Here is a 22,289-nt window from a genome sequence, read left to right as displayed (position 1 = left end):
GTATTCGATCCAATATCGGATAGTCAGACTATAAAGCTTTGAGGTTTTGCGAGTGCAGCCTTTGCGACAGTCGCGCAATCAAGCGGAATAGAACGTCAATTTGGGACGTTTTCCGCAAAGATCACCTGTTTGTCTCAAACAGGTAATCCCCGTGGAAGATGAATGAGGTCTTGGCCCGGCTCCTGCGCTAACCACGCTCGTAGATCAAGTTGCGTTTGCGGTCTGGCATACAAGTATCCTTGTGCGAGATGGCAGCCAAAGCTCATTAAAGTGTCGGCTTGTAATTTGGTTTCGACGCCTTCGGCGATGACTTTAATATTCAAACTTTGACTAAGTTGAACGATCATCTTGGCGATACTGCCTTCGCCTGATTTATCGTTGATTTCGTTGACAAAAGCACGATCAATTTTGAGCTTATCAACATTAAGTCTTTGCAAGTGGCTCAATGACGAGAAGCCAGTACCAAAGTCATCAATCGAAATTTGGACGCCGAACTGTTTAATGTGCAGTAGCGTCTTGATCAGCATTTCAGGATCATTCATTGCCATGGATTCAGTAATCTCGAGTTCCAAGCAATTTGCTGGCGCCTTCGTTTCAACGAGTGCACGTTCAAGACTTTGCAAAAACTGCGGATGCGAGAATTGTGCCTGTGAGACGTTGACCGCCATTTTGAAATCGGTATAGCCGAGTTGATGTAAATGCTGAAGTTCGAAGCATGCGCTACGAAGCACCCATTCGCCAATATCGACGATAAGGCCAGAATATTCTGCAATCGGAATAAATTGGTCTGGAGGTACGAATTGCCCCTCTTCATTTTTCCATCGTAGGAGTGCTTCGGCTCCGACAGGTGTTGTGGTCCGCATATCGACTTGGGGTTGATACACAACAAACAGCCGTTCATTCTCAAATGCTGCACGTAGTGCGTGCATCATTCTGACTCGCTCACGGATCTCGACCCCCATATCCAGAGTGAAGTAGCTGTGCGAGGCCCGTTGATGCGCCTTGGCTCGTTTGAGGGCGATATTGGTGTCCTTCAAGGCATCGGAGCCGCCGCCTTCGTAGCCACCAAGTCGGATGAGGCCAGTGGTGGAGGACAGTTGAACTTCCTGATGATCGACATCAAAGGCATGTTGAAAAATCTGACTGATCTTGATCGGGGTTACTAGCTCCTCATCGCCTAACAAGGCGAAGGTGTCGCCACCGACGCGGGCAAGGTGACATGAAGTGCCGAAGTTGTCTAATAGTCGTTTGGCGACAGAGCACAGCAGCATGTCGCCAAACTGATGACCTAAGGCGTCATTTGTCTCAGCGAAGTGATCAATGTCAATGAGGGAGAGAACGCTGCGATCTTTGAGAGGGGATTGCAGTGTTTCGTTGAGGGTTTGCAGAAGCTTTAATCGATTCGCTAGTCCGGTAAGCGGATCAAAGTAAGCATATTGATGAAGCCGACTGGTCAACATCACATTATTCAAACCGACCGAAATATTGCTGCAGAAGACTTCGAGCAAACGTTTATCAAGGTCTGTGACTTCGAGATTGGTCTTTAATAATACCGTCAGATGGTTTTGTGAGCCGCTCTCAAAGTGTAGAGCGATATGCGATGCCTGATATAAATTTGCTTTGTTCGTGATTGACTCGGCAATTAATTCTTGCACCTCTGAATCATCAATCTTGTCGACGGTTTTCTGTGTGTAAGCTGCAAAGTCTGGACTTGCAGCGATTACGAGTAAGGAAGCGAGTTCTGTCTCACCACCAATGCTTTCAAGTTGATTGCAAACGAATCCTTCGACTTTACGTCCCAATAACGATGAGATCTGCTGTAACACGCCGTGCGAAAAGTTTTGCAAACCTTTTTGTGACATCAGCTCGGCACTGGCATTGACAATGTATTCGAGGCCTCGTTGATTGGCCGAAATAGAGCAGATTTGCTCGTACGAGCGAATGGCGGAAGTAACGGTAGTGTAAAGCTTGGTGCGAGTCAGCTCGGACTTTGTTTTGTAGTCATTGATATCGTAATCACGAATCGCGTCAATTTCTGGGGCGTAACCAGGTTGACCGGTGCGCAGGATAATTCGGACATCGATGAGACCAAGGTTTTTTCTGACATAGTTGACCAAGTTAAGCCCAGCGTCCTCTTGCTCCATCACGACATCAAGAAGAATTACGGCGATATCGGGCTCTCTTGCCAGAATGTCTCGCGCTTCTTGTGCGGAATAGGCATGTAGGAAACTCAAGCTGCGATTTTGAATTTCTAGGTTGCCGAGCGCGAACATCGTCGCTGAGTGCACATCAGGATCATCATCGATAATCATGATACGCCAGCTGGGGCGGACGATTTGCGGATGATTTGACTCCGCAGTTTGCTCATCCATGAAGATCAATGCATCGTCATTTGCTTGATTCAAATCACTCATCAGCTGAGTCACTCCGATGTAGGCCGTCCAGAATTGTGGTCATAGGCGCTCCACGTTTCCAGTAAGTTTGTCTATTTGTCTTGAGCGAGTATAAAACAAGAATAAGGTGGTGCGATGTTGGTTTGCTGCAAAAGTCACGTTTTCCTTCATTTTTATTGAGAAAAATCCTGAATTAGGCTCGAGAGGCTGAACACTGATAGAATCTTGTGAAATTCTTTCTAACTCTTACGCGTAGCTATGTCAGGCAATACTTTTGGTACTTTGTTCACGGTCACAACTTTTGGAGAGTCGCACGGTCCAGCAATCGGATGCATTGTTGATGGGTGCCCTCCTGGAATGGAATTGAGTGAGGCGGATATTCAACCAGATCTTGATCGCCGTCGACCCGGTACATCACGTCACGTCACACAAAGACAAGAGCCTGATCAAGTTGAGATTTTGTCAGGAGTCTATCAAGGGAAAACCACGGGCACTCCGATCGCGCTGTTGATTCGAAACACGGATCAACGCAGTAAGGATTACGGCAATATTGTCGAGAGCTTCCGCCCGGGGCATGCTGATTTTACTTATTGGAACAAGTATGGCATTCGAGATCCACGTGGGGGCGGGCGGTCTTCTGCTCGTTTGACAGCGCCGGTTGTGGGGGCAGGAGCGATTGCCAAAAAATGGATGTTTGAAAAGTTTGGGACTCAGTTTTTTGCTGGTTTAACGCAGTTAGGGGATATCGAGATTCCTTTTCAGGCTTGGCGACATACATCTGAAAATCCTTTTTTCGCACCTTCCGCTGATCAAGACTTGATTGCGCGTATGGAAGATTTTATGGATGCTCTTCGTCGCGATGGTGATTCGATTGGGGCCAAAATTGAAGTTCACGCGACCAAAGTCCCTGTCGGACTTGGTGAACCGATTTACGACAAATTGGATGCGGAAATTGCCTTTGCGATGATGGGGATTAACGCCGTCAAGGGCGTCGAAATCGGAGCAGGTTTCAAGTCGATTCGACAACGCGGTTCCGAGCACGGTGACGAGATTACACAGCAAGGTTTTCTCGGTAATAATGCCGGTGGGGTGTTAGGCGGCATTTCAACCGGTCAAGATATCACGGTATCAATGGCCATCAAGCCTACATCATCGATTCGCGTGCCACGTCAGTCAATTGACATTCATGATAATCCAGTCAATGTGGAAACCTTCGGACGCCATGATCCATGTGTCGGTATTCGTGCTGCTCCAATTGCAGAAGCGATGTTGGCACTGGTATTGATGGATCATGCTCTGCGCCATCGCGCTCAGTGTGGTGACGTTCCAAAGCAGCCAATTGGTATATGATTGGAGTGGTAATATGGCAATTTTCTCGCGAAATTTTAATCGGTTAAATTGTCGTTTTTTTGGTGAAAACCGGTAAAAAATTCTGCATTTTTGATTTTTTCTAATTTTTATTTTGCTTTTTGGGGTTTAAAAAAGTCGTTTTGGACGGTTTTGCAGCGCACAATTGTGGCATAATCAAGAGCTTAGTATTTTGATTATCGATCGTTTACCACTAGGTTGCAGCTTATGTCTAAAACGCTTTACGACAAACTCTGGGAGTCTCATTTAGTTCATTCCGAAGAAGATGGTACGGCCTTAATTTATATTGATCGCCATCTACTTCACGAAGTCACCAGTCCCCAAGCCTTCGAAGGCTTAAAGTTGGCGGGACGCAACCCATGGCGCAAATCGGCAAATTTAGTCGTGGCGGATCATAATGTGCCGACCACGAATCGTGCTAATGGCATCGATGATCCTATTTCTCGTCTACAGGTCGAAACACTCGACGATAACGCTAAAGCATTTGGCTTGACCTATTTTGATATGCGCGACCTGCGTCAAGGGATCGTGCATGTAATCGGCCCCGAACAAGGTGCGACCTTGCCAGGCATGACTGTGGTTTGTGGTGATTCACATACTTCAACTCATGGAGCCTTTGCCTGTCTCGCACACGGTATAGGCACCTCAGAAGTAGAGCATGTGCTTGCTACCCAAACTTTGATTGCTAAGAAATCGAAAAGTATGCTGATTCGGGTCGATGGTCAGGTTGGCGCGGGCGTCACTGCAAAAGATATCGTGCTCGCCATTATTGGTAAGATTGGTACAGCAGGTGGGACGGGGTATGCGATTGAATTTGCGGGGGCGGCAATCAGTGCGCTCTCAATGGAAGGGCGGATGACGGTTTGTAATATGGCGATCGAAGCTGGCGCTCGTGCTGGCATGATTGCGGTTGATCAGACCACGATTGACTATGTGAAAGATCGACCATTTTCTCCGAAAGGGGAGCAGTGGGACGCAGCTGTCGCGTATTGGAAAACCTTGCACAGTGACGTCGATGCTCAGTTTGACACGGTAGTTGAAATCAATGCTGAGTCTATCGTTCCCCAAGTGACTTGGGGTACTTCGCCAGAAATGGTCATCGGTGTTGATGGAGTTACGCCTGATCCACAGGCTGAGACTGATGTCGTAAAACGTGATGCGATTGTCAAAGCACTCGCTTATATGGATTTACCTCCAAACAAACCAATTCGTGAAGTTTCCATCGATAAGGTGTTTATCGGTTCTTGTACCAATTCTAGGATTGAAGATTTGCGCGCGGCAGCCGAGGTCGTCAAAGGCAAAGTTAAAGCTGGCAATGTGAAGTTGGCAATGGTCGTGCCCGGCTCTGGTTTGGTCAAAGTTCAGGCCGAGCAAGAGGGCTTGGATAAGATTTTTGAGGCGGCAGGTTTTGAATGGCGTGAGCCGGGATGCTCAATGTGTTTAGCGATGAATGCTGATCGCCTCGAGCCTGGCGAACGTTGCGCTTCAACCTCGAATCGCAACTTTGAAGGTCGGCAAGGGCAGGGAGGGCGCACTCATCTGGTGTCGCCTGCAATGGCTGCGGCAGCTGGTATTGCCGGACATTTTGTCGATGTTCGACATGCGTAATTGGTTCAAGAGTGATCGATAAGGGTCTAGTCAAAGTTAAAGGAGCTCAAAATGAAAAAGTTATTCGTACTCTTTTTGGCGGTTGTGTCCGTATCCGCATTGTCTGCTTGTAATACGGTGCAAGGCATTGGTAAAGATGTCAAAAAAGTCGGTGAAGTGGTTGAGTCTGCAGGGAAAAAATAAGAATGGAAAAGTTCAGTTTGCATGAAGGTTTGGTGGCACCGCTTGATCGCGCCAATGTTGATACCGATGCGATTATTCCTAAGCAGTTCTTGAAATCGATTCGTCGTAGTGGTTTTGGCCCCAATCTGTTTGATGAGTGGCGTTATTTGGATCATGGTGAGCCCGGGATGGACAACTCCGTTCGTCCATTGAATCCTGATTTCGTGCTCAATCAACAGCGCTATGCAGGTGCATCCATCTTGTTGACTCGTAAGAATTTTGGTTGCGGTTCCTCTCGTGAGCATGCGCCTTGGGCTCTGGAACAGTTCGGCTTTCGCGCGATTATCGCGCCGAGCTTCGCCGACATTTTCTTCAATAATTGTTTCAAAAATGGTTTGTTGCCGATCGTGTTAGACGAGGAAACCGTTGAGAAACTTTTCGTTCATGTTTATGCGAATGAAAATGCACATTTAATTGTGGACTTAGAAAGTCAAACGGTGTCAACCAAAGATGGGGGATTGTCGTTGCACTTTGATGTTGATCCATTCCGCAAGTATTGCCTGCTCAATGGCTTAGATGATATTGGTCTGACCTTGCAACACCAAGAAAAAATCCGTGCCTTCGAACAAAAGCACGTTCAATCGCAACCGTGGTTGCTCAACACAATTTAAAGAATAAGCGCATGAAAATTGCTGTATTGCCTGGTGACGGTATCGGGCCAGAGATTATTGATCAAGCCGTCAAGGTACTTAAGGCTCTTGGCGAACAGTTTGAGATGGAATTTGCGCCGGTCGGTGGCGCAGGATATGAGGCGAGCGGTCATCCATTGCCTGAGGCGACTCTGAAGTTGGCATTGCAGTCTGATGCGGTTTTGTTTGGCTCAGTCGGAGATTGGAAATACGACACTTTGGAGCGAGCGTTGCGTCCGGAGCAGGCGATTCTTGGCTTGCGCAAAAATCTACAGTTGTTTGCGAATTTTCGTCCGGCGATTTTATATCCTGAGTTGGCGGGTGCGTCGACTCTGAAACCTGAAGTAGTTTCTGGATTGGATATTTTGATTATTCGTGAATTAACAGGTGATATTTACTTCGGCCAACCGCGTGGCGTCAGAGAATGTCCTGACGGTCCATTTAAGGGGCAGCGTGAAGGGTTTGATACGATGCGTTATGCCGAAGGCGAGATTCGTCGCATCGCTCATGTCGCTTTTCAAGCGGCCCAGAAACGACAAAAGCGCTTGACGAGTGTTGATAAAGCAAATGTACTTGAGACTTTCCAGTTTTGGAAAGATATCGTTACTGACGTCCATAAAGAGTATCCTGATGTGGCGCTCGAACATATGTACGTGGACAACGCTGCGATGCAATTAGTGCGGGCACCGAAAAAGTTTGACGTGATCGTCACAGGTAATATGTTTGGTGATATTTTATCTGACGCTGCAGCGATGCTGACGGGATCGATCGGTATGCTTCCATCCGCTTCTTTGGATGCAAATAGTAAGGGCTTGTACGAGCCATCTCATGGCTCGGCGCCCGACATTGCAGGAAAAGGCATTGCGAACCCGCTCGCAACAATTTTGTCCGCTGCCATGATGCTGCGTTATTCTTTGAATCGTGTGGAGCAGGCTGATCGAATTGAGACGGCAGTCAAAGCTGTGTTGGCGAGTGGATTGAGAACCCCAGACATTTACGAGTCCGGTTGTGTCAAGGTTGGTACGTCCGAGATGGGTGATGCCGTAGTGAAGGCTTTAATGTAGTTCGTGTTCAGTGCGAGAAATTCTCGCGATTTTTAGGGAAAGAAGATGAAGCTTGTTGGACTGGTAGGTTGGCGTGGAATGGTGGGCTCAGTCTTGATGCAGCGTATGCAACAAGAGGGTGACTTTGATCATATTGAGCCTGTGTTTTTTTCGACTTCAAATACAGGTGGTGCCGCACCTGCAATGGCGAAAAATGAAAAGACCTTAAAAGACGCAAATGATATTGACGCGCTGAAGAAATGCGACATTATTATCACCTGCCAAGGCGGCGACTACACTTCAGCGGTTTTTCCAAAATTACGTGCTGCGGGATGGAATGGTTTTTGGATTGATGCGGCGTCGACATTGCGTATGGAAAACGATGCAATCATCGTGCTTGATCCAGTCAACCTTGATGTGATTAAGTCTGCGCTCTCCCGCGGCGTAAAAAATTATGTCGGCGGTAATTGCACCGTCTCTTGTATGTTGATGGGCTTAGGCGGCTTGTTTGCTAATAACTTGGTCGAATGGATGTCCTCCATGACATATCAAGCGGCATCCGGTGGTGGTGCGCAGCATATGCGCGAACTCTTGACACAGTTCGGTTCGATCAACGCAGAAATAAAGGCTTTACTGGATGATCCTGCATCTGCGATTTTGGAAATCGACCGTAAAGTGCTGGCGAAACAACATAGTTTCTCACCTGATGAAACGAAACAATTTGGTGTTCCTTTGGCAGGTAACTTGATTCCTTGGATCGACAAGGATTTGAATAATGGTCAGTCGAAGGAAGAATGGAAAGCTGGTGCAGAGACTAATAAGATTCTAGGACTTGGCGAAGCCTTCGGATCTGCGGCGATTCCTGTCGATGGCTTGTGCGTGCGAATCGGTGCTATGCGCTGCCATTCTCAAGCACTGACGATCAAACTGAAGAAGGATGTGCCGCTCGATGAAATCAACGATATCATCGCTAGCAATAACCAATGGGTCAAAGTCGTACCAAATACGCGCGAAGATTCTATGCGTGACTTAACTCCTGCAGCCGTCACTGGCAGCTTGACGATCCCAGTTGGTCGTCTGCGCAAAATGCAAATGGGTGGCGACTATTTGTCGGCTTTCACAGTAGGTGATCAGCTCTTGTGGGGTGCTGCAGAGCCTTTGCGTCGTATGTTGCGAATTCTGATCGACTGATTCGAGATCAATTTACGACAGTGTGTGTTTAAAAAAGGAGCGCTCTAGCGTTCCTTTTTTTTAAGTCATTGTTTTAAGTTTTTCATTGAATTGTCTAGTAGTAACAACGAATTTACCTGCAAAGAAAGATTTCCCCTCTTAATGTATTTACCATATCTAGAATTCACGTTAAGCTTGCGTCGTAAGGTGGGTAATGTTATCTTGGTTCAACATATCTTCCCCTAGTGCAAATTTACTATAAAAACAAGATAAATTTGTATTGTTCAAATTTCCCTGGAAATGTTCTGAAAATGCATAAACAAAAACGTCTATCGACAAGATTGCTCGGAAGCAAGGCACTGAAGGCGGCTGCTTTTTCTTCTCTGCTTGTCTTCTCAAATGCATATGCGACTGGTCTTGGGAAGTTGACCGTACTCTCACATCTAGGTCAGCCTTTGCGAGCAGAGATTGAGCTCACAGCTCCAAACAAAGAAGAAATTAGTTCGTTGGTGCCGAAAGTAGCATCGATTGAGGCTTTTAGGCAGGCCAATATTGAATTTAATCCGGCATTGCTGTCCTTGCGTTTCGCTGTCGAACCGCGCGGAAATGGATACATTATTCGTGTCACTTCGACTCAGCCGATGAATGAGCCTTGGATTGATTTCTTGCTTGAAATGAATGCGAGTAATGGGAAGCTAGTGCGCGAGTACACGGCATTGCTTGACCCGGCCGAAATGGCAGGTACCCAATCCGCTCAAATTGTGAATCCAAGCACTCCTAATGTTGTCGTGAAGCAGGTGACTCCAGTTGCTCGTCCATTGGATAACCGACCAGCTGCTCGTGAAGAGTCTCCGAATACTCCCAAAAAAAGTGCTAAGGTTGCTCGTCAAGTCGCTGAATCGCCACGCGGTGAACACGACTATCGTGTGAAACCTGGCGACACGTTAGTAAAAATTGCTGCGGCAAATTTGAATGGCGTTTCTTTGGATCAAATGCTGGTTAGTATCTACCGCGCCAATCCACAGGCATTCGTCGGCGATAACATGAATCGCTTGAAGGCGGGTCAAATTTTGACCATTCCCGATGCCGATTCTGCCAAGGCGACAAGTAATTCTGAAGCCCATGCAATTGTGCAAGCACATTCTGCGGATTTTAGCGCGTATCGAAATAAGCTTGCAGGGCAAGTGATGGCAGCTCCTGCAGAGAAGGGCAGCGCGAATAAACAGTCTTCGTCTGGAGCTATTACGGCGAAAGTTAAGGAGACCCCTACTGCAACGAATGAAGCCATAGATAAACTGAAATTGTCTAAGGTTCCTGCCGCAAGTGCCAAGGCAGTGGCTAAGGGGATGACCGAAGAAGATCGTATTGCGAAGGATAAAGCCTTGGCAGAGGCCAACGCGAGAGTGAAGGAACTAGAGAAAAACGTCAATGAATTGAATCGTTTGTTGGCGGTTCCTTCTAAGACGGCTCAAGCATCTTCATCCGCTAGCGCGAAACTCCCAGAGCCGAAACCTGCGGAGGTTGCATCGAAGGCCCATGCGTCAGCGTCTGCAGCTGTGCCAGCGCCAACACCTATTGAAAAGGCAAGTGCTTCCGCTAGTGCAAGTGCATCGGTACCTGCGAGCGCGTCTGCTTCCGTATCCGCGAGTGCTAAAGCACTTGAGGCCAGTGCAAGTGTTGCAAGCGCAAGCGCGTCGGCCCCAGCAAAGCCAAAACCTAAGCGTCCAGCACCTCCGCCTCCACCGGTTGAAGAGCCAGGTTTTTTCGATGGTATAAACACCTATTTGATTGGCGGTGGATTATTGCTTGCGATCACGGGTGGTATCGGTATCTATCTCAGCCGACGCAAAAAAGCTGCCCATCAGTTCGAGGATAGCATTTTGACCGGTTCGAGCCTGAAGGCTAACTCAATGTTTGGCTCGACTGGCGGTCAGAGTGTCGACACGAACAACAGTGTATTCAACTCAAATTTTGCCCCCTCAGCAAGTCAATTGGACGCAAATGAAGTGGATCCGGTTGCTGAAGCGGATGTGTACATCGCATATGGTCGCGATACGCAGGCAGAAGAAATCTTGAAAGAGGCATTGAGAACGCAGCCTGATCGCCATGCTGTGCGCCTTAAATTGCTCGAAATTTACTATGGCCGGAAAGATCTTCGTTCTTATGAGGTCTATGCTGGTGAGTTGTATGGAATGACCCATGGTGAGGGAGAAGAGTGGTCGCAAGCAGCATCGATGGGTGTTGCTCTTGATCCAAATAATCCATTGTATGCTGGTGCGAGTGCTCCCACTGAATCGTTTAATCCAGCCAATTTGAGTGTGCCTACTCAACCGCTCGAGGATTTGGAACCAGATCCAATTTTGGATAGTTCGCTTTCTGAGGATATGTTGGAATCGATTAGTATTATCGATACCGCACACGCTCTGTCTGATGAGTTTGCATCATCAGAGGTTGGTGGTGATCTTCGTGCTTCGAATGCGGCTGAATCTGATGACGCAGTTCTGGATTTCGATTTGGACATCAGTGATGCGTCCGAACCAGAATCGTCATCTCCGGCCGATAATTCTCTCGAGTTTGCGCCGACGCTGCCAGAGATTGATGCGGTTAGCACGGTCAATAAAGTTGTCGAAGAAGAGCCTGCGCCAGTGATCGATTTTGGTTCAATTGATTTTGATCTCGGTACTGATGATGATATCAAGGCTGAAGAGCCAGTATTAGAGGTACGTCAAGAGTCAGCTCAAGCTCCATCAGGTGCTGATTTTGACTTGGATGTTCCTTCACTCGATTTTGGCAAAGTGGATGAAGTGAAAGCTACAGATGTGTCTGAAAGTTCAGCCTTAGAGTTTGTGATGCCAGAAGCCGATGGCGGTGTAGAGCTCGAGATTCCTGAGGCGTCTGCGGATGGTTCATCGTCTGACGAAATTTCGCCTTATAATGCGGAGATGGCAACCAAACTTGATTTGGCGGTTGCCTATCAAGAAATTGGGGATAAGGAAGGCGCTCGCGAACTCTTGGAAGAGGTGTTGCGCGGCGGTTCTAAAGATCAAGTTGAGCGTGCTCGCGTGATGCTGGAAGAAATATCCTGATAGGTTTAAGTCTTTAAGACGGGCGCGTTTTGTACGCGCCCTTTTTGTTTTTCGGGATCATATGAAGCGTATAGCTTTAGGTATTGAATATGATGGTGCGGGATTCCAGGGTTGGCAGACGCAACCGCATGGTGCTACGGTTCAAGACGTCTTGGAGCGGGCCTTGTTTAAGTTTGGTAGTGAACCTATACATACTTTCTGCGCAGGTAGAACCGATGCAGGTGTTCATGCGCTAGAACAGGTGGTTCATTTTGATACCGAGCTCAATCGTGAAATGTATTCTTGGGTGAGTGGCGTCAACTCGTTTTTACCAAAAAGTGTTGCGGTGAAGTGGGCTGTCGAGGTCGGAAATGCTGAAACTTTCGATAACTATGGATTTCACGCTCGTTTTAGCGCATTTTCACGAACCTACCACTATGTTTTGCTGAACAGCGTTGTCCGATCTCCAACATTGAGCGGTAGGGCTGGTTGGTTTTTTCGGCCTTTGGACTTGGATCGGATGCAGGAAGGGGCTGCATACTTGTTGGGCGAGCATGATTTTTCAAGTTTTCGAGCAACTGGCTGTCAAGCAAAGTCTCCGATTAAGACGATGTATCAAGTTGACATTCGTCGTTCTGGCGAATTGATTGTTTTTACCGTTCGAGCAAGTGCGTTTTTGCATCATATGGTCAGAAATATTGTTGGATCTTTGCTCTTCGTTGGGTCAGGGAGGCGTCCACCGGAATGGATGGCCGAGCTGTTGATTGCAAAAAATCGCAGCCTTGCAGCGCCGACCTTCATGCCTGATGGGCTATACCTTGCCAAGATTGAGTATGATACAAAGTGGGGAATTCCCGATGATGGTAGGCTAGCCATGCCTATGGGAATGCAGTTCGCCACGTAATGTAATTGGATCTCATTAAGTCGCACTGGATGTCTTTTGAGTAACTTTAATTGTTTCTATCAAGGAAAAATAGGTCATTAGTACCGAATTCCGGTAAAATGTCGTTTTTGCATAACCCATTGAAAAGGCGCTCGCCTGGGGATCATTGCCCAGTCAAGAGCGCCTTTTTTGTAATTGCTAGCTGATTCAGATGAATAACATTCGTAACTTTTCAATTATTGCTCACATCGATCATGGTAAGTCGACTTTGGCCGACCGAATCATTCAGTTATGTGGAGGTCTATCCGAGCGCGAAATGGAGTCACAAGTTCTCGATTCCATGGATATTGAAAGGGAGCGTGGCATTACGATTAAAGCGCAAACGGCAGCTCTTCAGTACAAGGCGCTTGATGGTGAAATCTACAATCTGAATTTGATCGATACTCCTGGACACGTTGACTTTAGCTATGAAGTAAGTCGTTCTCTGTCTGCATGTGAAGGTGCTTTGTTGGTTGTTGATGCATCCCAGGGTGTTGAGGCTCAGACCGTGGCTAACTGCTACACGGCGATTGAATTAGGCGTCGAAGTTGTGCCAGTGTTGAATAAGATTGACTTGCCTTCAGCGGATCCAGCTAATGCATCCAGCGAGATTGAAGAAGTCATTGGGATTGATGCGAGCGACGCAGTTCAGTGCTCTGCTAAGACCGGTCTTGGCGTTCAAGATATCTTGGAAAGTCTCATCAAAAAAGTTCCACCGCCAAAAGGTGATCCTGATGCACCATTGCAAGCGCTTATCATCGACTCATGGTTTGATAACTACGTCGGTGTAGTAATGTTGGTGCGTATTGTGAATGGTACATTGCGCCCTAAGGATAAGATTCGTTTTATGGCGACCGAAGCGCAACATTTGGTGGAGAGTGTTGGTGTATTTACGCCGAAATCCTTGAGCCGAAGTGAACTTACAGCGGGACAGGTCGGATTTATCATCGCTGGTATCAAAGAGTTAAAGGCGGCAAAGGTAGGCGATACGATCACGCTGGTCTCTAATCCTGCAAGCGCTCCCTTGCCCGGTTTTAAAGAAGTTCAACCGCAGGTTTTTGCAGGTTTGTTCCCGGTCGAGGCCAATCAATATGATGCTTTGCGCGACTCCCTCGAAAAGCTCAAGCTCAACGATGCGGCATTAATGTATGAGCCAGAAGTTTCACAGGCGCTTGGGTTTGGTTTCCGTTGTGGCTTCTTGGGGCTGCTTCATATGGAGATCGTTCAAGAACGCTTAGAACGTGAATTTGACATGGATTTGATTACTACCGCTCCAACGGTGGTGTACGAAGTCGTGTTGGGTGATGGAAGTATTATTCAAGTTGATAATCCATCGAAGATGCCCGATCCGTCCAAGATCGAAGAAGTGCGTGAACCGATTGTGACGGTGAATTTGTACATGCCACAAGAGTATGTCGGTTCTGTCATCACACTTTGTACTTCGAAACGCGGTGTACAGATGGATATGAGCTACCACGGACGTCAGGTAAAGCTGACCTATGAAATGCCGATGGCCGAAATTGTGTTGGACTTCTTTGACCGTTTGAAATCGACCTCCCGTGGTTACGCATCGATGGATTATGAGTTCAAAGAAAATCGAGCGGCTGACGTAGTGAAGGTTGATATGCTCATCAATAGTGAAAAAGTCGATGCATTGGCCATCATTGTGCATCGTTTGAATGCGCAATATAGGGGGCGCGCCGTCGCGGCCAAAATGCGTGAATTGATTCCTCGTCAAATGTTTGATGTAGCAATCCAAGCCGCGATTGGATCTAACATTATTTCGCGCGAAAACGTAAAAGCTTTACGTAAGAATGTTCTCGCAAAATGTTATGGCGGTGATATTTCGCGTAAACGCAAGCTGTTGGAAAAACAGAAGGCCGGTAAGAAACGCATGAAGCAAGTTGGTTCGGTCGAGATTCCGCAAGAAGCATTCTTGGCGATTTTGCAGGTGGAAGAAAAATGAGTTTTCAATTCTTAGTAAAGAATTTTGCCCTGATCCTGTTCATTCTGTTGTTGGTGACTGGAGTTATTTGGACCCTCGATTTGTTGATTTGGTCAAAACGTCGTAAGTTAATGGCTGAAGCGGCGTTAGAGCAAGCTGGTGGGGCAGCTCGTTTGAGTGCTGATGAACAAGATGCGATCACCAAGCCAATCTTGAGACAGCCGGCTTGGGTTGAATATACCGGTAGTTTCTTTCCAGTGATTGCAATGGTATTCGTGTTGCGATCGTTTTTATTTGAGCCTTTTAAGATTCCATCAGGTTCAATGCTGCCAACGTTGTATGTGGGTGATTTAATCCTAGTTAACAAGTACACCTATGGTATTCGCCTACCAATTATCGGTACCAAAGTCATTCAAATTAATGATCCTGAGCGTGGCGATGTGATGGTCTTTAAATATCCAGAGGATCCGAGTCTTGATTACATCAAGCGCGTTGTTGGAGTTCCGGGCGATGTAGTAACGTACAAAAATAAACGCTTGAGTATCAATGGTGTTCCATTAGAGTATCAGGAGCAAACTCAGTTCTTGCACGATGCTAAGGAAGGTCGATATTCTTCACAATTTCAAGAAAATCTTAGTGGTATTAGCCATCGTATTTTAAACAATGATCTGCGAGCTCCTGGAGATCCACAGCTCAACTTCAAGGGGTCCGAAGTGTGCGAATCTTATCAAGATGGTTTCTCGTGTAAAGTTCCTGCGGGACATTACTTTATGATGGGCGACAATCGTGATGATAGCCAAGATAGTCGCTTTTGGGGCTTTGTACCTGACCAAAACATCGTTGGCAAGGCAGTCTTTATCTGGATGAATCTTAGTGATATGAAGAGAATTGGTAGCTTTCAATAATTAGGAGGGTCTTAACATGAATTCCCAAAAAATTGCATCTTCTTTCCGTTCCTCTCAAAAGGGAATGTCGGTAGTTGGTCTGATTTTCTTGTTGAGTATCATTGCAATGATTGCGCTATTGGCTGCGAAGATCACGCCTACTGCGATGGAATATCTTGCGATAAAACGGGCAATTGTGACTGCGAAAGCAGCCGGTGCCTCCGTGAGAGACATGCAAGTTGCTTTTGATAAGCAAGCTGAGGTGAGCTACATCACTTCAATCAAGGGTAGTGATCTCATGTTCGAAAAAGATGAAACTGGCTACGAAGTAAGTTTCTACTATACAAAAAAGATTCCTTTGGTAGGCCCAGCAAGTCTGTTGTTGGAATATGAAGGCTCTACTGCGAAAATTAAAACAAGAACACGTAAGGCCGAATAAAAGAATATGAACGAGCAATTGCTGCAAAAACGTTTGGGGCACCAATTTAAGGATGTTGCACTTCTGCAGCAGGCATTGACACATCGTAGTCATAGTACCAGCCACAACGAACGGCTGGAATTTTTGGGAGACTCGATACTGAACTGTGTAGTGGCTTCGATCTTGTTCGAGACTTTTGATCGAATTGACGAAGGGGATCTCTCTCGAGTTCGGGCGAATCTAGTGAAACAGCAGAGCTTGTTTGAGATCGCTCAGAAGATGGAGTTGTCACAATTTTTGCGTCTTGGTGAAGGTGAGTTGAAGTCGGGTGGATTCCGTCGACCTTCTATTCTTGCAGACACACTTGAAGCTTTGTTCGGGGCGATCTATCTAGATGCTGGTTTTGATGTTGCGCGTGCTGTGATTAAATCCTTATACGCACCGATTTTGGCGACTGTGGATCCAACTACGCTCGGTAAAGATGCGAAGACGCTATTGCAAGAGTTTTTGCAAAGTAAAAAGATCGCCTTGCCGCAATATAACGTCGTTGCAACGCATGGTGCAGCACATAATCAGGAGTTTGAAGTTGAGTGCTTGGTGCCAAAATTGGAAATTCAAGTTTTTGGTACTGGAGGCAGTCGACGCGCGGGTGAGCAAGCCGCTGCAAAACTTGCACTCGATACCGCAGTCAGCATGTTGGCGAAGACTCCAGCTAGTCGCAAGAATAAAACACGTAAGGCGCAAATGAAGCTCGCAGGAATCGCGACCGTGCAAACAGCAGCGGCCGAGTCTAATGGTGATGACTCAGCCCAGCTTTCGCTTGATGTTGCCGTTCCAGATGTGCCGCAGGGTGAAAAAATATGAGTGAATTCATGGAAAATTCTCAATTTCGCTGTGGGTACATAGCAATTGTCGGACGTCCCAATGTTGGTAAGTCGACTTTGATGAACGCGTTGATCGGTGCCAAAGTGAGTATCACTTCACGCAAAGCGCAAACGACACGTCATCGTATCACTGGCATTCAAACTAAAGATCAAACTCAATTCGTCTACGTTGATACGCCTGGTTTTCAAACACGGCATTCGAACGCGCTTAATCGTACTTTGAACCGAACCGTTACCAACACTCTTACTGCGGCAGATGTCATTCTGATGATCATCGAAGCTGGTACGTTTGGTCCAGCCGATCAGCAAGTGTTAGATTTACTTCCAAAAAAAGTGCCTTGTATTTTGGTGATTAACAAGTCTGATCGTGTGAAAGACAAGGCTATTTTGATGCCTTTTGCTCAAAAGGTGATGAGTGCATTTCCTTTCGCTGCAGTGGTGCCGGTGTCGGCGACATTAAGATTTCAGCTTGAGAGTCTCGAGGGCGAGATTCGGAAGTATTTGCCAGAGAATGAGCCGATTTTCGCTGAGGATGATATTACCGATCGCAGTGAGAAATTTCTCGCGACCGAGATTGTGCGCGAAAAACTTTTTCGTTTTGTTGGGGATGAACTTCCATACACCAGTACCGTGGTCATGGAGAAATTCGAGCAAGAAGGAAACTTGCGGCGTGTCTTTGTCGCGATCTTGGTTGATCGTGATGGCCATAAATCTATGGTCATCGGAAATAAGGGAGTTCGGCTGAAAGAAATTTCGAGCCAATCAAGACAAGACATGGAGAAACTCTTCGGTGGTCCAGTTTATCTTGAAATCTGGGTGAAAGTGAAATCCGGTTGGGCGGATAATGAAGCCGGATTGCGCGCCTACGGTTACGAATGATTGGCAGCACGGTAATCTGTGCGTATTCTAAACTCCGACCGGGATGGCCAGATTGGCGAACGAAGAAAATGAGATTGTGTTAGACGAGCTTGGCGACTTTTCGCCGATCACGAACGTGTCGTCGCGTCCTTCTTCTAAAAAACGTGCAGAGAAAATTGAACTCCGAGTTTCGCATCAACCGGGTTTCGTGCTCCATTCTTATCCTTATAAAGAAACAAGTCTGATCGTGGATTTGTTTTCTCGTGATTACGGTCGTATTGCATTAGTCGCGAAAGGTGCCAAGCGCCCGCACTCCCGTTTGCGCAGTGTACTGCAGACATTTCAACCATTGAACGTTGCTTGGTCTGGGCGGGCGGAGGTTAAAACAATGACGAATGCAGAATGGGTTGGCGGGATGCTGCCTGTTGAAAAGTCAGCCCTTCTCTGTGGTTTCTATCTTAATGAACTTCTCACCAAATTTCTCATTCGAGGCGAGCCAGCGCCATCGCTCTTTCAAGATTACGTTTCTACATTAAATCAATTAGCTCATGGTGCTAGTGCCGCGATTGCGTTGCGCCAATTTGAAATCGCATTGCTTCAACAAGCTGGATTATTGGGCGATCTGAATTTTTGTACGGTAAGTGGTGCCCAAGTCCGCGAACAACTGCGTTATATTGTGAATCCTGAGGCGGGAGTGCAGCCAGCACAGATTTTCGAAAGTGGTCCAGTGGTGATCGGTAAAACCTTGCGCGATATGAGCGCGAAGGATTATTCTGATCCAACCACACAGTCACAAAGCAAACAACTGATGCGTTATCTGCTCCAATATCATCTACAAGGACAGACTTTAAAAACGCGACAAATATTGATAGACCTTCAGAAATTATGAATATTCATCAGCAAACACAGATCATAGACCTTGGAATCAATATCGACCATGTCGCGACTTTACGAAACGCGCGTGGTACAAACTATCCAGATCCGCTACAAGCGGCTCTTATGGCGGAAGAGGCTGGTGCTGATTGTATTACGCTGCATTTGCGTGAGGATAGACGTCACATCAAAGACGCTGATGTTTTGCGTATTCGCCCCGAGTTGCGAACCCGTATGAATCTGGAGGCTGCCGTTACAGCAGAGATGATCGACTTTGCGTGCAAAGTGCGCCCGCAAGATGTGTGTTTAGTTCCGGAGCGCCGGGAAGAGGTAACGACAGAAGGTGGATTGGATGTGGTTCGTTACTTTGACGAAGTGGAAAGCGCCACGAGGAAACTACAGGCAGAGGGGATTCGTGTGAGTTTGTTTATCGATGCTGATGATGTTCAAATTCAGGCTGCGAAAAACACCGGCGCAACGGTGATTGAAATTCACACAGGTAAGTATGCGGATTCCCATGGTGATGCGCAACAGGCTGAGCTGCGAAGAATTGCCAGTGCGGTCGATACTGCAACGGCTTTAGGTCTGAAAGTGAACGCTGGGCATGGTCTGCATTATACAAACACCCAGGCTATTGCCGCGCTTCCAGGAATCAGTGAATTGAATATTGGACATGCAATCGTCGCCCAAGCAGTTTTTGTGGGATGGCACAAAGCTGTCGCCGACATGAAGGCCTTAATGGTCAAGGCACGCCTGCAAGCTTAAGTTCTTTTCGTTCTCTTTCGTAGGAATTCGCGCATGATATTTGGCATCGGTACCGACATCGTTCAAACATCAAGAATGCACGATGCTATAGCTCGACATCAATATCGGTTTGCCGACAAGATTTTAGGAGTCGACGAGCAACTTGTTTTTCGCATGAGATATGACAATGATCCTGCCAAAGGTGAGCGTTATCTCGCCACGCGATTTGCTGCGAAAGAGGCGTTATCAAAAGCAATGAGAACCGGCTTTCGTGAGCCCATGAGTTGGCATGGAGTGCAGCTGCTAAACCAAGATACCGGCATGCCATATTTTTTGTTCAATGAAACCTTGTCGAGTTGGTTTGGTGAGCGAGGTCTTGTTGCCCATGTTTCGATTTCCGATGAAAAGGAATATGCACTTGCCTTCGTAATACTTGAAACAAGTGCAGCCTCATTAGCGATGAATGAAAAATGAAATGGCGAAAAAAATAGAAAGTGCGTCAGATGTATCTGATTCTCGTTCAAAATTGCTCGAGCATGTTTCGCAGTTGCCGCACTTGCCAGGGGTTTATCGCTATTTCGATGTGAATGGACAGGTACTTTATGTTGGTAAGGCGCGTGATCTAAAAAAACGTGTTTCGAGTTATTTCCTCAAAAACTTGAGTAGCCCGCGTATTGCCATGATGGTCGAGCGTATTGATCGTATGGAGACTACTGTTACTCGCAGCGAAGCGGAAGCACTCATTCTTGAGAATAACCTCATCAAGGCTCTGAAGCCTCGCTATAACATTCTGTTTCGCGATGATAAGTCATATCCATATCTGAAAATAAGCAATGAAGCGACCCCACGTATGATGTACTACCGCGGCGCCGTTGATAAGAGACATCGATATTTCGGACCTTTCCCTTCATCTTGGGCTGTGAAAGAGTCAATGCAATTGTTGCAGAAGATTTTTCTGTTGAGGACTTGTGAAGATAGTGTTTTTCAAAATCGCACAAGGCCCTGCCTTCTGCATCAAATCAATCGATGCAGCGCGCCTTGCGTAGGAAAAATCGATTCGGATGCCTATCTAGCAGATATCGAGAATGCAGAGCAATTCTTGCGAGGAAAGCAGAGTGAGATTTTAAAAAATCTTGAGATCAAAATGTATGATTACTCAGCGCGTTTAGAATTCGAAAACGCTGCAATGGTGCGAAATCAGATGGCAGCTTTGTCGAAAGTACTCCATCAGCAAGGCATGGAGACTAGCGGTGATGCAGATCTCGACATTATTGCAGTTGTGGTTGAAGGTGGGCGCGCCTGCGTCAATTTGGCAATGGTGCGTGGTGGGCGGCACTTAGGAGATCGCTCATACTTCCCTAATATTTTTGACGCAGCACATGGCTCAATTGGTGGGGAGATTGAGGCTGAAGTGATGGAAGCATTTTTGGCTCAGCACTATGCTGATCAGTACATTCCATCACAGTTGGTGCTCAACGTCGAACTTGATGCGCCCGAGTTGATGCTCGCCATAATGGAGCAATGCGGTCACAAGATTTATTGCATTTACCAACCTCAAGAACAAAAGCGGGCGTGGTTGGAGATGGCAGTAAAGGGCGCGCACCTTGCCTTGGCTCGCGCACTTTCCGAACAAGGTGCGCAACAGATGCGCACAAGAGCATTAGTCGATGTGCTTGATCTTGAAGTTGAAAAACTGGACGAGTTGCGGATCGAGTGTTTTGATATCAGTCATACGCAAGGGGAGGCAACGCAAGCGTCTTGTGTTGTTTACGAGAACCATGCGATGCAGTCTGCACAGTATCGTCGGTTTAATATCAAGGATATTGTTGGTGGTGATGATTATGCTGCGATGAAACAAGTTCTGCAGCGGAGGTTTGAGCATTTTTCGTTGAAGCTAGATCAGTCCGAGACATTGGAGGAAGGCAAAGAGCCTGATGCGAGACGTAAGATGCCACACGTCGTTTTGATCGATGGAGGTAAAGGTCAAGTCGAAATTGCACGGCAAGTGTTTGTCGAATATGGACTAGATTTGAGTCTCATCGTTGGCGTTGCTAAGGGGGAGGGGCGCAGGGTTGGCTTGGAAACATTGGTATTCGTCGATGGGCGCGAACCCAAAGAGCTCGGCAAAGAGTCGGCTGCGCTGATGCTTATTGCGCAAATTCGTGATGAGGCACATCGCTTTGCCATCACCGGAATGCGCGCAAAGCGTGCGAAGGCAAGGCAAACTTCGCGCCTAGAAGAAATTGATGGTATTGGCCCTAAGCGGCGCCAACGCTTGCTTACCCGTTTTGGTGGTTTAAAAGGGGTTGAAGAGGCCAGTGTTGAAGATTTAATGACGGTCGATGGGATCTCCAGAGCGCTTGCGGAAGAAATCTACCAAAGATTGCGCTGAATGATTGGTACTGGGCTTAGATTTTTGTAATGTTGTGAAATGGTTTTGCATGCAAAAAAATACTGCCTCTATTTGCAGGGCAAAATATAATGCTGGTTATAGTGCTTAAAAACAGAAAAAAATGCCTTTCAATTTCCCCATTTTGTTAACGTGGCTTCGTGTAGCGCTTATTCCTTTGGTGGTGGGCGTTTTTTACGTGCCAGATCATTTCCTTGCTCCAACTGAAAAGAATATTGCCGCGACGGCCGTCTTCGTCATCGCCGCAGTAACGGATTGGTTCGATGGCTTCTTAGCGCGGCGCTGGAATCAGACTTCGGCCTTTGGCGCCTTCTTGGATCCCGTCGCAGATAAGTTGATGGTCGCGGGTGCTCTACTCGTTTTGGTGCAGTGGGATCGCGTAAATGCTGTTATCGCTTTTATTATTATCGGTCGTGAAATCACGATTTCAGCATTGCGCGAATGGATGGCTCAGATTGGTGCATCGAAGTCAGTGGCGGTAAGTTCACTCGGCAAGATAAAAACGGCTGCACAAATGGTGGCGATTCCTATGCTGTTGTTCTATGGTGATTTATTTGGGCTGATCCACACCGAAATTATTGGGCGAGTCTTGATTTTAGTTGCTGCGGTTTTAACCGTTTGGTCTATGTTTTACTATTTGCGTCGTGCTTGGCCATTGATTAAGGAAAAATCTGAAAACTGATTGTCAATAATCTTGACAACTTTTGTGGGTGCTATATAATGTGCGCCTGTTGTCGACGCGGGAATAGCTCAGTTGGTAGAGCGCAACCTTGCCAAGGTTGAGGTCGAGAGTTCGAGACTCTTTTCCCGCTCCAAGAATTTAAAGCGCTGATTTGATTGCAGTGCGAAGTAG

Annotated in this window: 19 protein-coding genes and 1 tRNA gene; 19 read left to right on the top strand and 1 reads right to left on the bottom strand. The window is 46.9% G+C overall.

Going from position 1 to position 22,289, the window contains the following annotated elements; all coding sequences use genetic code 11:
* Window positions 1–134 precede the first annotated feature (134 nt).
* Window positions 135–2,414, bottom strand: coding sequence for a bifunctional diguanylate cyclase/phosphodiesterase (locus RF679_RS10760; protein ID WP_309480631.1), 2,280 nt, complete (start codon window positions 2,412–2,414; stop codon window positions 135–137).
* 237 nt (window positions 2,415–2,651) lie between these two features.
* Here RF679_RS10760 and aroC point away from each other — a divergent pair, with 237 nt between their 5' ends.
* The 19 genes from aroC to RF679_RS10665 all read left to right on the top strand — a co-directional run bounded on the left by aroC (window position 2,652) and on the right by RF679_RS10665 (window position 22,251).
* The gene (aroC, locus tag RF679_RS10755) at window positions 2,652–3,743 is read left to right on the top strand and encodes a chorismate synthase (RefSeq protein ID WP_309480630.1); all 1,092 of its coding nucleotides are present in this window, start codon (window positions 2,652–2,654) and stop codon (window positions 3,741–3,743) included.
* 225 nt (window positions 3,744–3,968) lie between these two features.
* Complete coding sequence (leuC, locus tag RF679_RS10750; RefSeq protein WP_309480629.1) at window positions 3,969–5,369, top strand: 3-isopropylmalate dehydratase large subunit; 1,401 nt, start codon at window positions 3,969–3,971, stop codon at window positions 5,367–5,369.
* A 51-nt stretch (window positions 5,370–5,420) separates the two neighbouring features.
* The gene (locus RF679_RS10745) at window positions 5,421–5,552 is read left to right on the top strand and encodes an entericidin A/B family lipoprotein (RefSeq protein ID WP_309480628.1); all 132 of its coding nucleotides are present in this window, start codon (window positions 5,421–5,423) and stop codon (window positions 5,550–5,552) included.
* 2 nt (window positions 5,553–5,554) lie between these two features.
* Entirely contained in the window at window positions 5,555–6,202 is a 648-nt protein-coding gene (gene leuD / locus RF679_RS10740) for a 3-isopropylmalate dehydratase small subunit (protein ID WP_309480627.1), read from the top strand.
* A gap of 11 nt (window positions 6,203–6,213) precedes the next feature.
* Window positions 6,214–7,284 carry a 3-isopropylmalate dehydrogenase gene (gene leuB, locus RF679_RS10735; RefSeq protein ID WP_309480626.1) on the top strand — a complete coding sequence of 357 codons (1,071 nt, stop codon included), beginning with the start codon at window positions 6,214–6,216 and terminating at the stop codon, window positions 7,282–7,284.
* Between the two features lie 45 nt (window positions 7,285–7,329).
* Complete coding sequence (gene asd, locus RF679_RS10730; protein ID WP_309480625.1) at window positions 7,330–8,454, top strand: aspartate-semialdehyde dehydrogenase; 1,125 nt, start codon at window positions 7,330–7,332, stop codon at window positions 8,452–8,454.
* Window positions 8,455–8,744: 290 nt separating this feature from the next.
* Complete coding sequence (locus tag RF679_RS10725) at window positions 8,745–11,519, top strand: motility hub landmark protein FimV (RefSeq protein WP_309480624.1); 2,775 nt, start codon at window positions 8,745–8,747, stop codon at window positions 11,517–11,519.
* Between the two features lie 61 nt (window positions 11,520–11,580).
* Complete coding sequence (gene truA / locus RF679_RS10720; RefSeq protein WP_309480623.1) at window positions 11,581–12,402, top strand: tRNA pseudouridine(38-40) synthase TruA; 822 nt, start codon at window positions 11,581–11,583, stop codon at window positions 12,400–12,402.
* Between the two features lie 190 nt (window positions 12,403–12,592).
* Window positions 12,593–14,386, top strand: a complete 1,794-nt coding sequence (gene lepA / locus RF679_RS10715; RefSeq protein ID WP_309480622.1) for a translation elongation factor 4 — start codon at window positions 12,593–12,595, stop codon at window positions 14,384–14,386.
* Complete coding sequence (gene lepB / locus RF679_RS10710) at window positions 14,383–15,270, top strand: signal peptidase I (RefSeq protein WP_309480621.1); 888 nt, start codon at window positions 14,383–14,385, stop codon at window positions 15,268–15,270. The genes lepA and lepB overlap by 4 nt, the downstream gene beginning before the upstream one ends.
* A 16-nt stretch (window positions 15,271–15,286) precedes the next feature.
* Window positions 15,287–15,688, top strand: coding sequence for a DUF4845 domain-containing protein (locus tag RF679_RS10705; RefSeq protein ID WP_309480620.1), 402 nt, complete (start codon window positions 15,287–15,289; stop codon window positions 15,686–15,688).
* Between the two features lie 6 nt (window positions 15,689–15,694).
* Window positions 15,695–16,531 (top strand): ribonuclease III, encoded by an 837-nt coding sequence (gene rnc, locus RF679_RS10700; RefSeq protein ID WP_309480619.1) that lies wholly within the window; start codon window positions 15,695–15,697, stop codon window positions 16,529–16,531.
* Between the two features lie 8 nt (window positions 16,532–16,539).
* Entirely contained in the window at window positions 16,540–17,430 is an 891-nt protein-coding gene (gene era, locus RF679_RS10695; protein WP_373921671.1) for a GTPase Era, read from the top strand.
* 43 nt (window positions 17,431–17,473) lie between these two features.
* Complete coding sequence (gene recO, locus RF679_RS10690) at window positions 17,474–18,298, top strand: DNA repair protein RecO (RefSeq protein ID WP_373921670.1); 825 nt, start codon at window positions 17,474–17,476, stop codon at window positions 18,296–18,298.
* Window positions 18,295–19,047 carry a pyridoxine 5'-phosphate synthase gene (gene pdxJ, locus RF679_RS10685; protein WP_309480617.1) on the top strand — a complete coding sequence of 251 codons (753 nt, stop codon included), beginning with the start codon at window positions 18,295–18,297 and terminating at the stop codon, window positions 19,045–19,047. Before recO ends, pdxJ begins: the two co-directional genes overlap by 4 nt.
* Window positions 19,048–19,080: 33 nt before the next feature.
* Entirely contained in the window at window positions 19,081–19,500 is a 420-nt protein-coding gene (acpS, locus tag RF679_RS10680) for a holo-ACP synthase (RefSeq protein WP_309480616.1), read from the top strand.
* 1 nt (window position 19,501) lies between these two features.
* A complete protein-coding gene (gene uvrC, locus RF679_RS10675) occupies window positions 19,502–21,418 on the top strand; it encodes an excinuclease ABC subunit UvrC (protein ID WP_309480615.1) in 1,917 nt (638 codons plus the stop codon).
* A 121-nt stretch (window positions 21,419–21,539) separates the two neighbouring features.
* The gene (gene pgsA / locus RF679_RS10670; RefSeq protein ID WP_309480614.1) at window positions 21,540–22,118 is read left to right on the top strand and encodes a CDP-diacylglycerol--glycerol-3-phosphate 3-phosphatidyltransferase; all 579 of its coding nucleotides are present in this window, start codon (window positions 21,540–21,542) and stop codon (window positions 22,116–22,118) included.
* Window positions 22,119–22,175: 57 nt separating this feature from the next.
* A tRNA-Gly gene (locus RF679_RS10665) sits at window positions 22,176–22,251 on the top strand.
* Window positions 22,252–22,289: the final 38 nt, after the last annotated feature.

Origin of the sequence: Undibacterium cyanobacteriorum, assembly GCF_031326225.1 — a bacterium.
GTDB classification, from domain to species: Bacteria; Pseudomonadota; Gammaproteobacteria; order Burkholderiales; family Burkholderiaceae_D; genus Undibacterium; species Undibacterium cyanobacteriorum.
The sequence above is the reverse complement of the archived record's forward strand: the minus strand, read 5'-3'. Positions and strand labels throughout refer to the sequence as shown.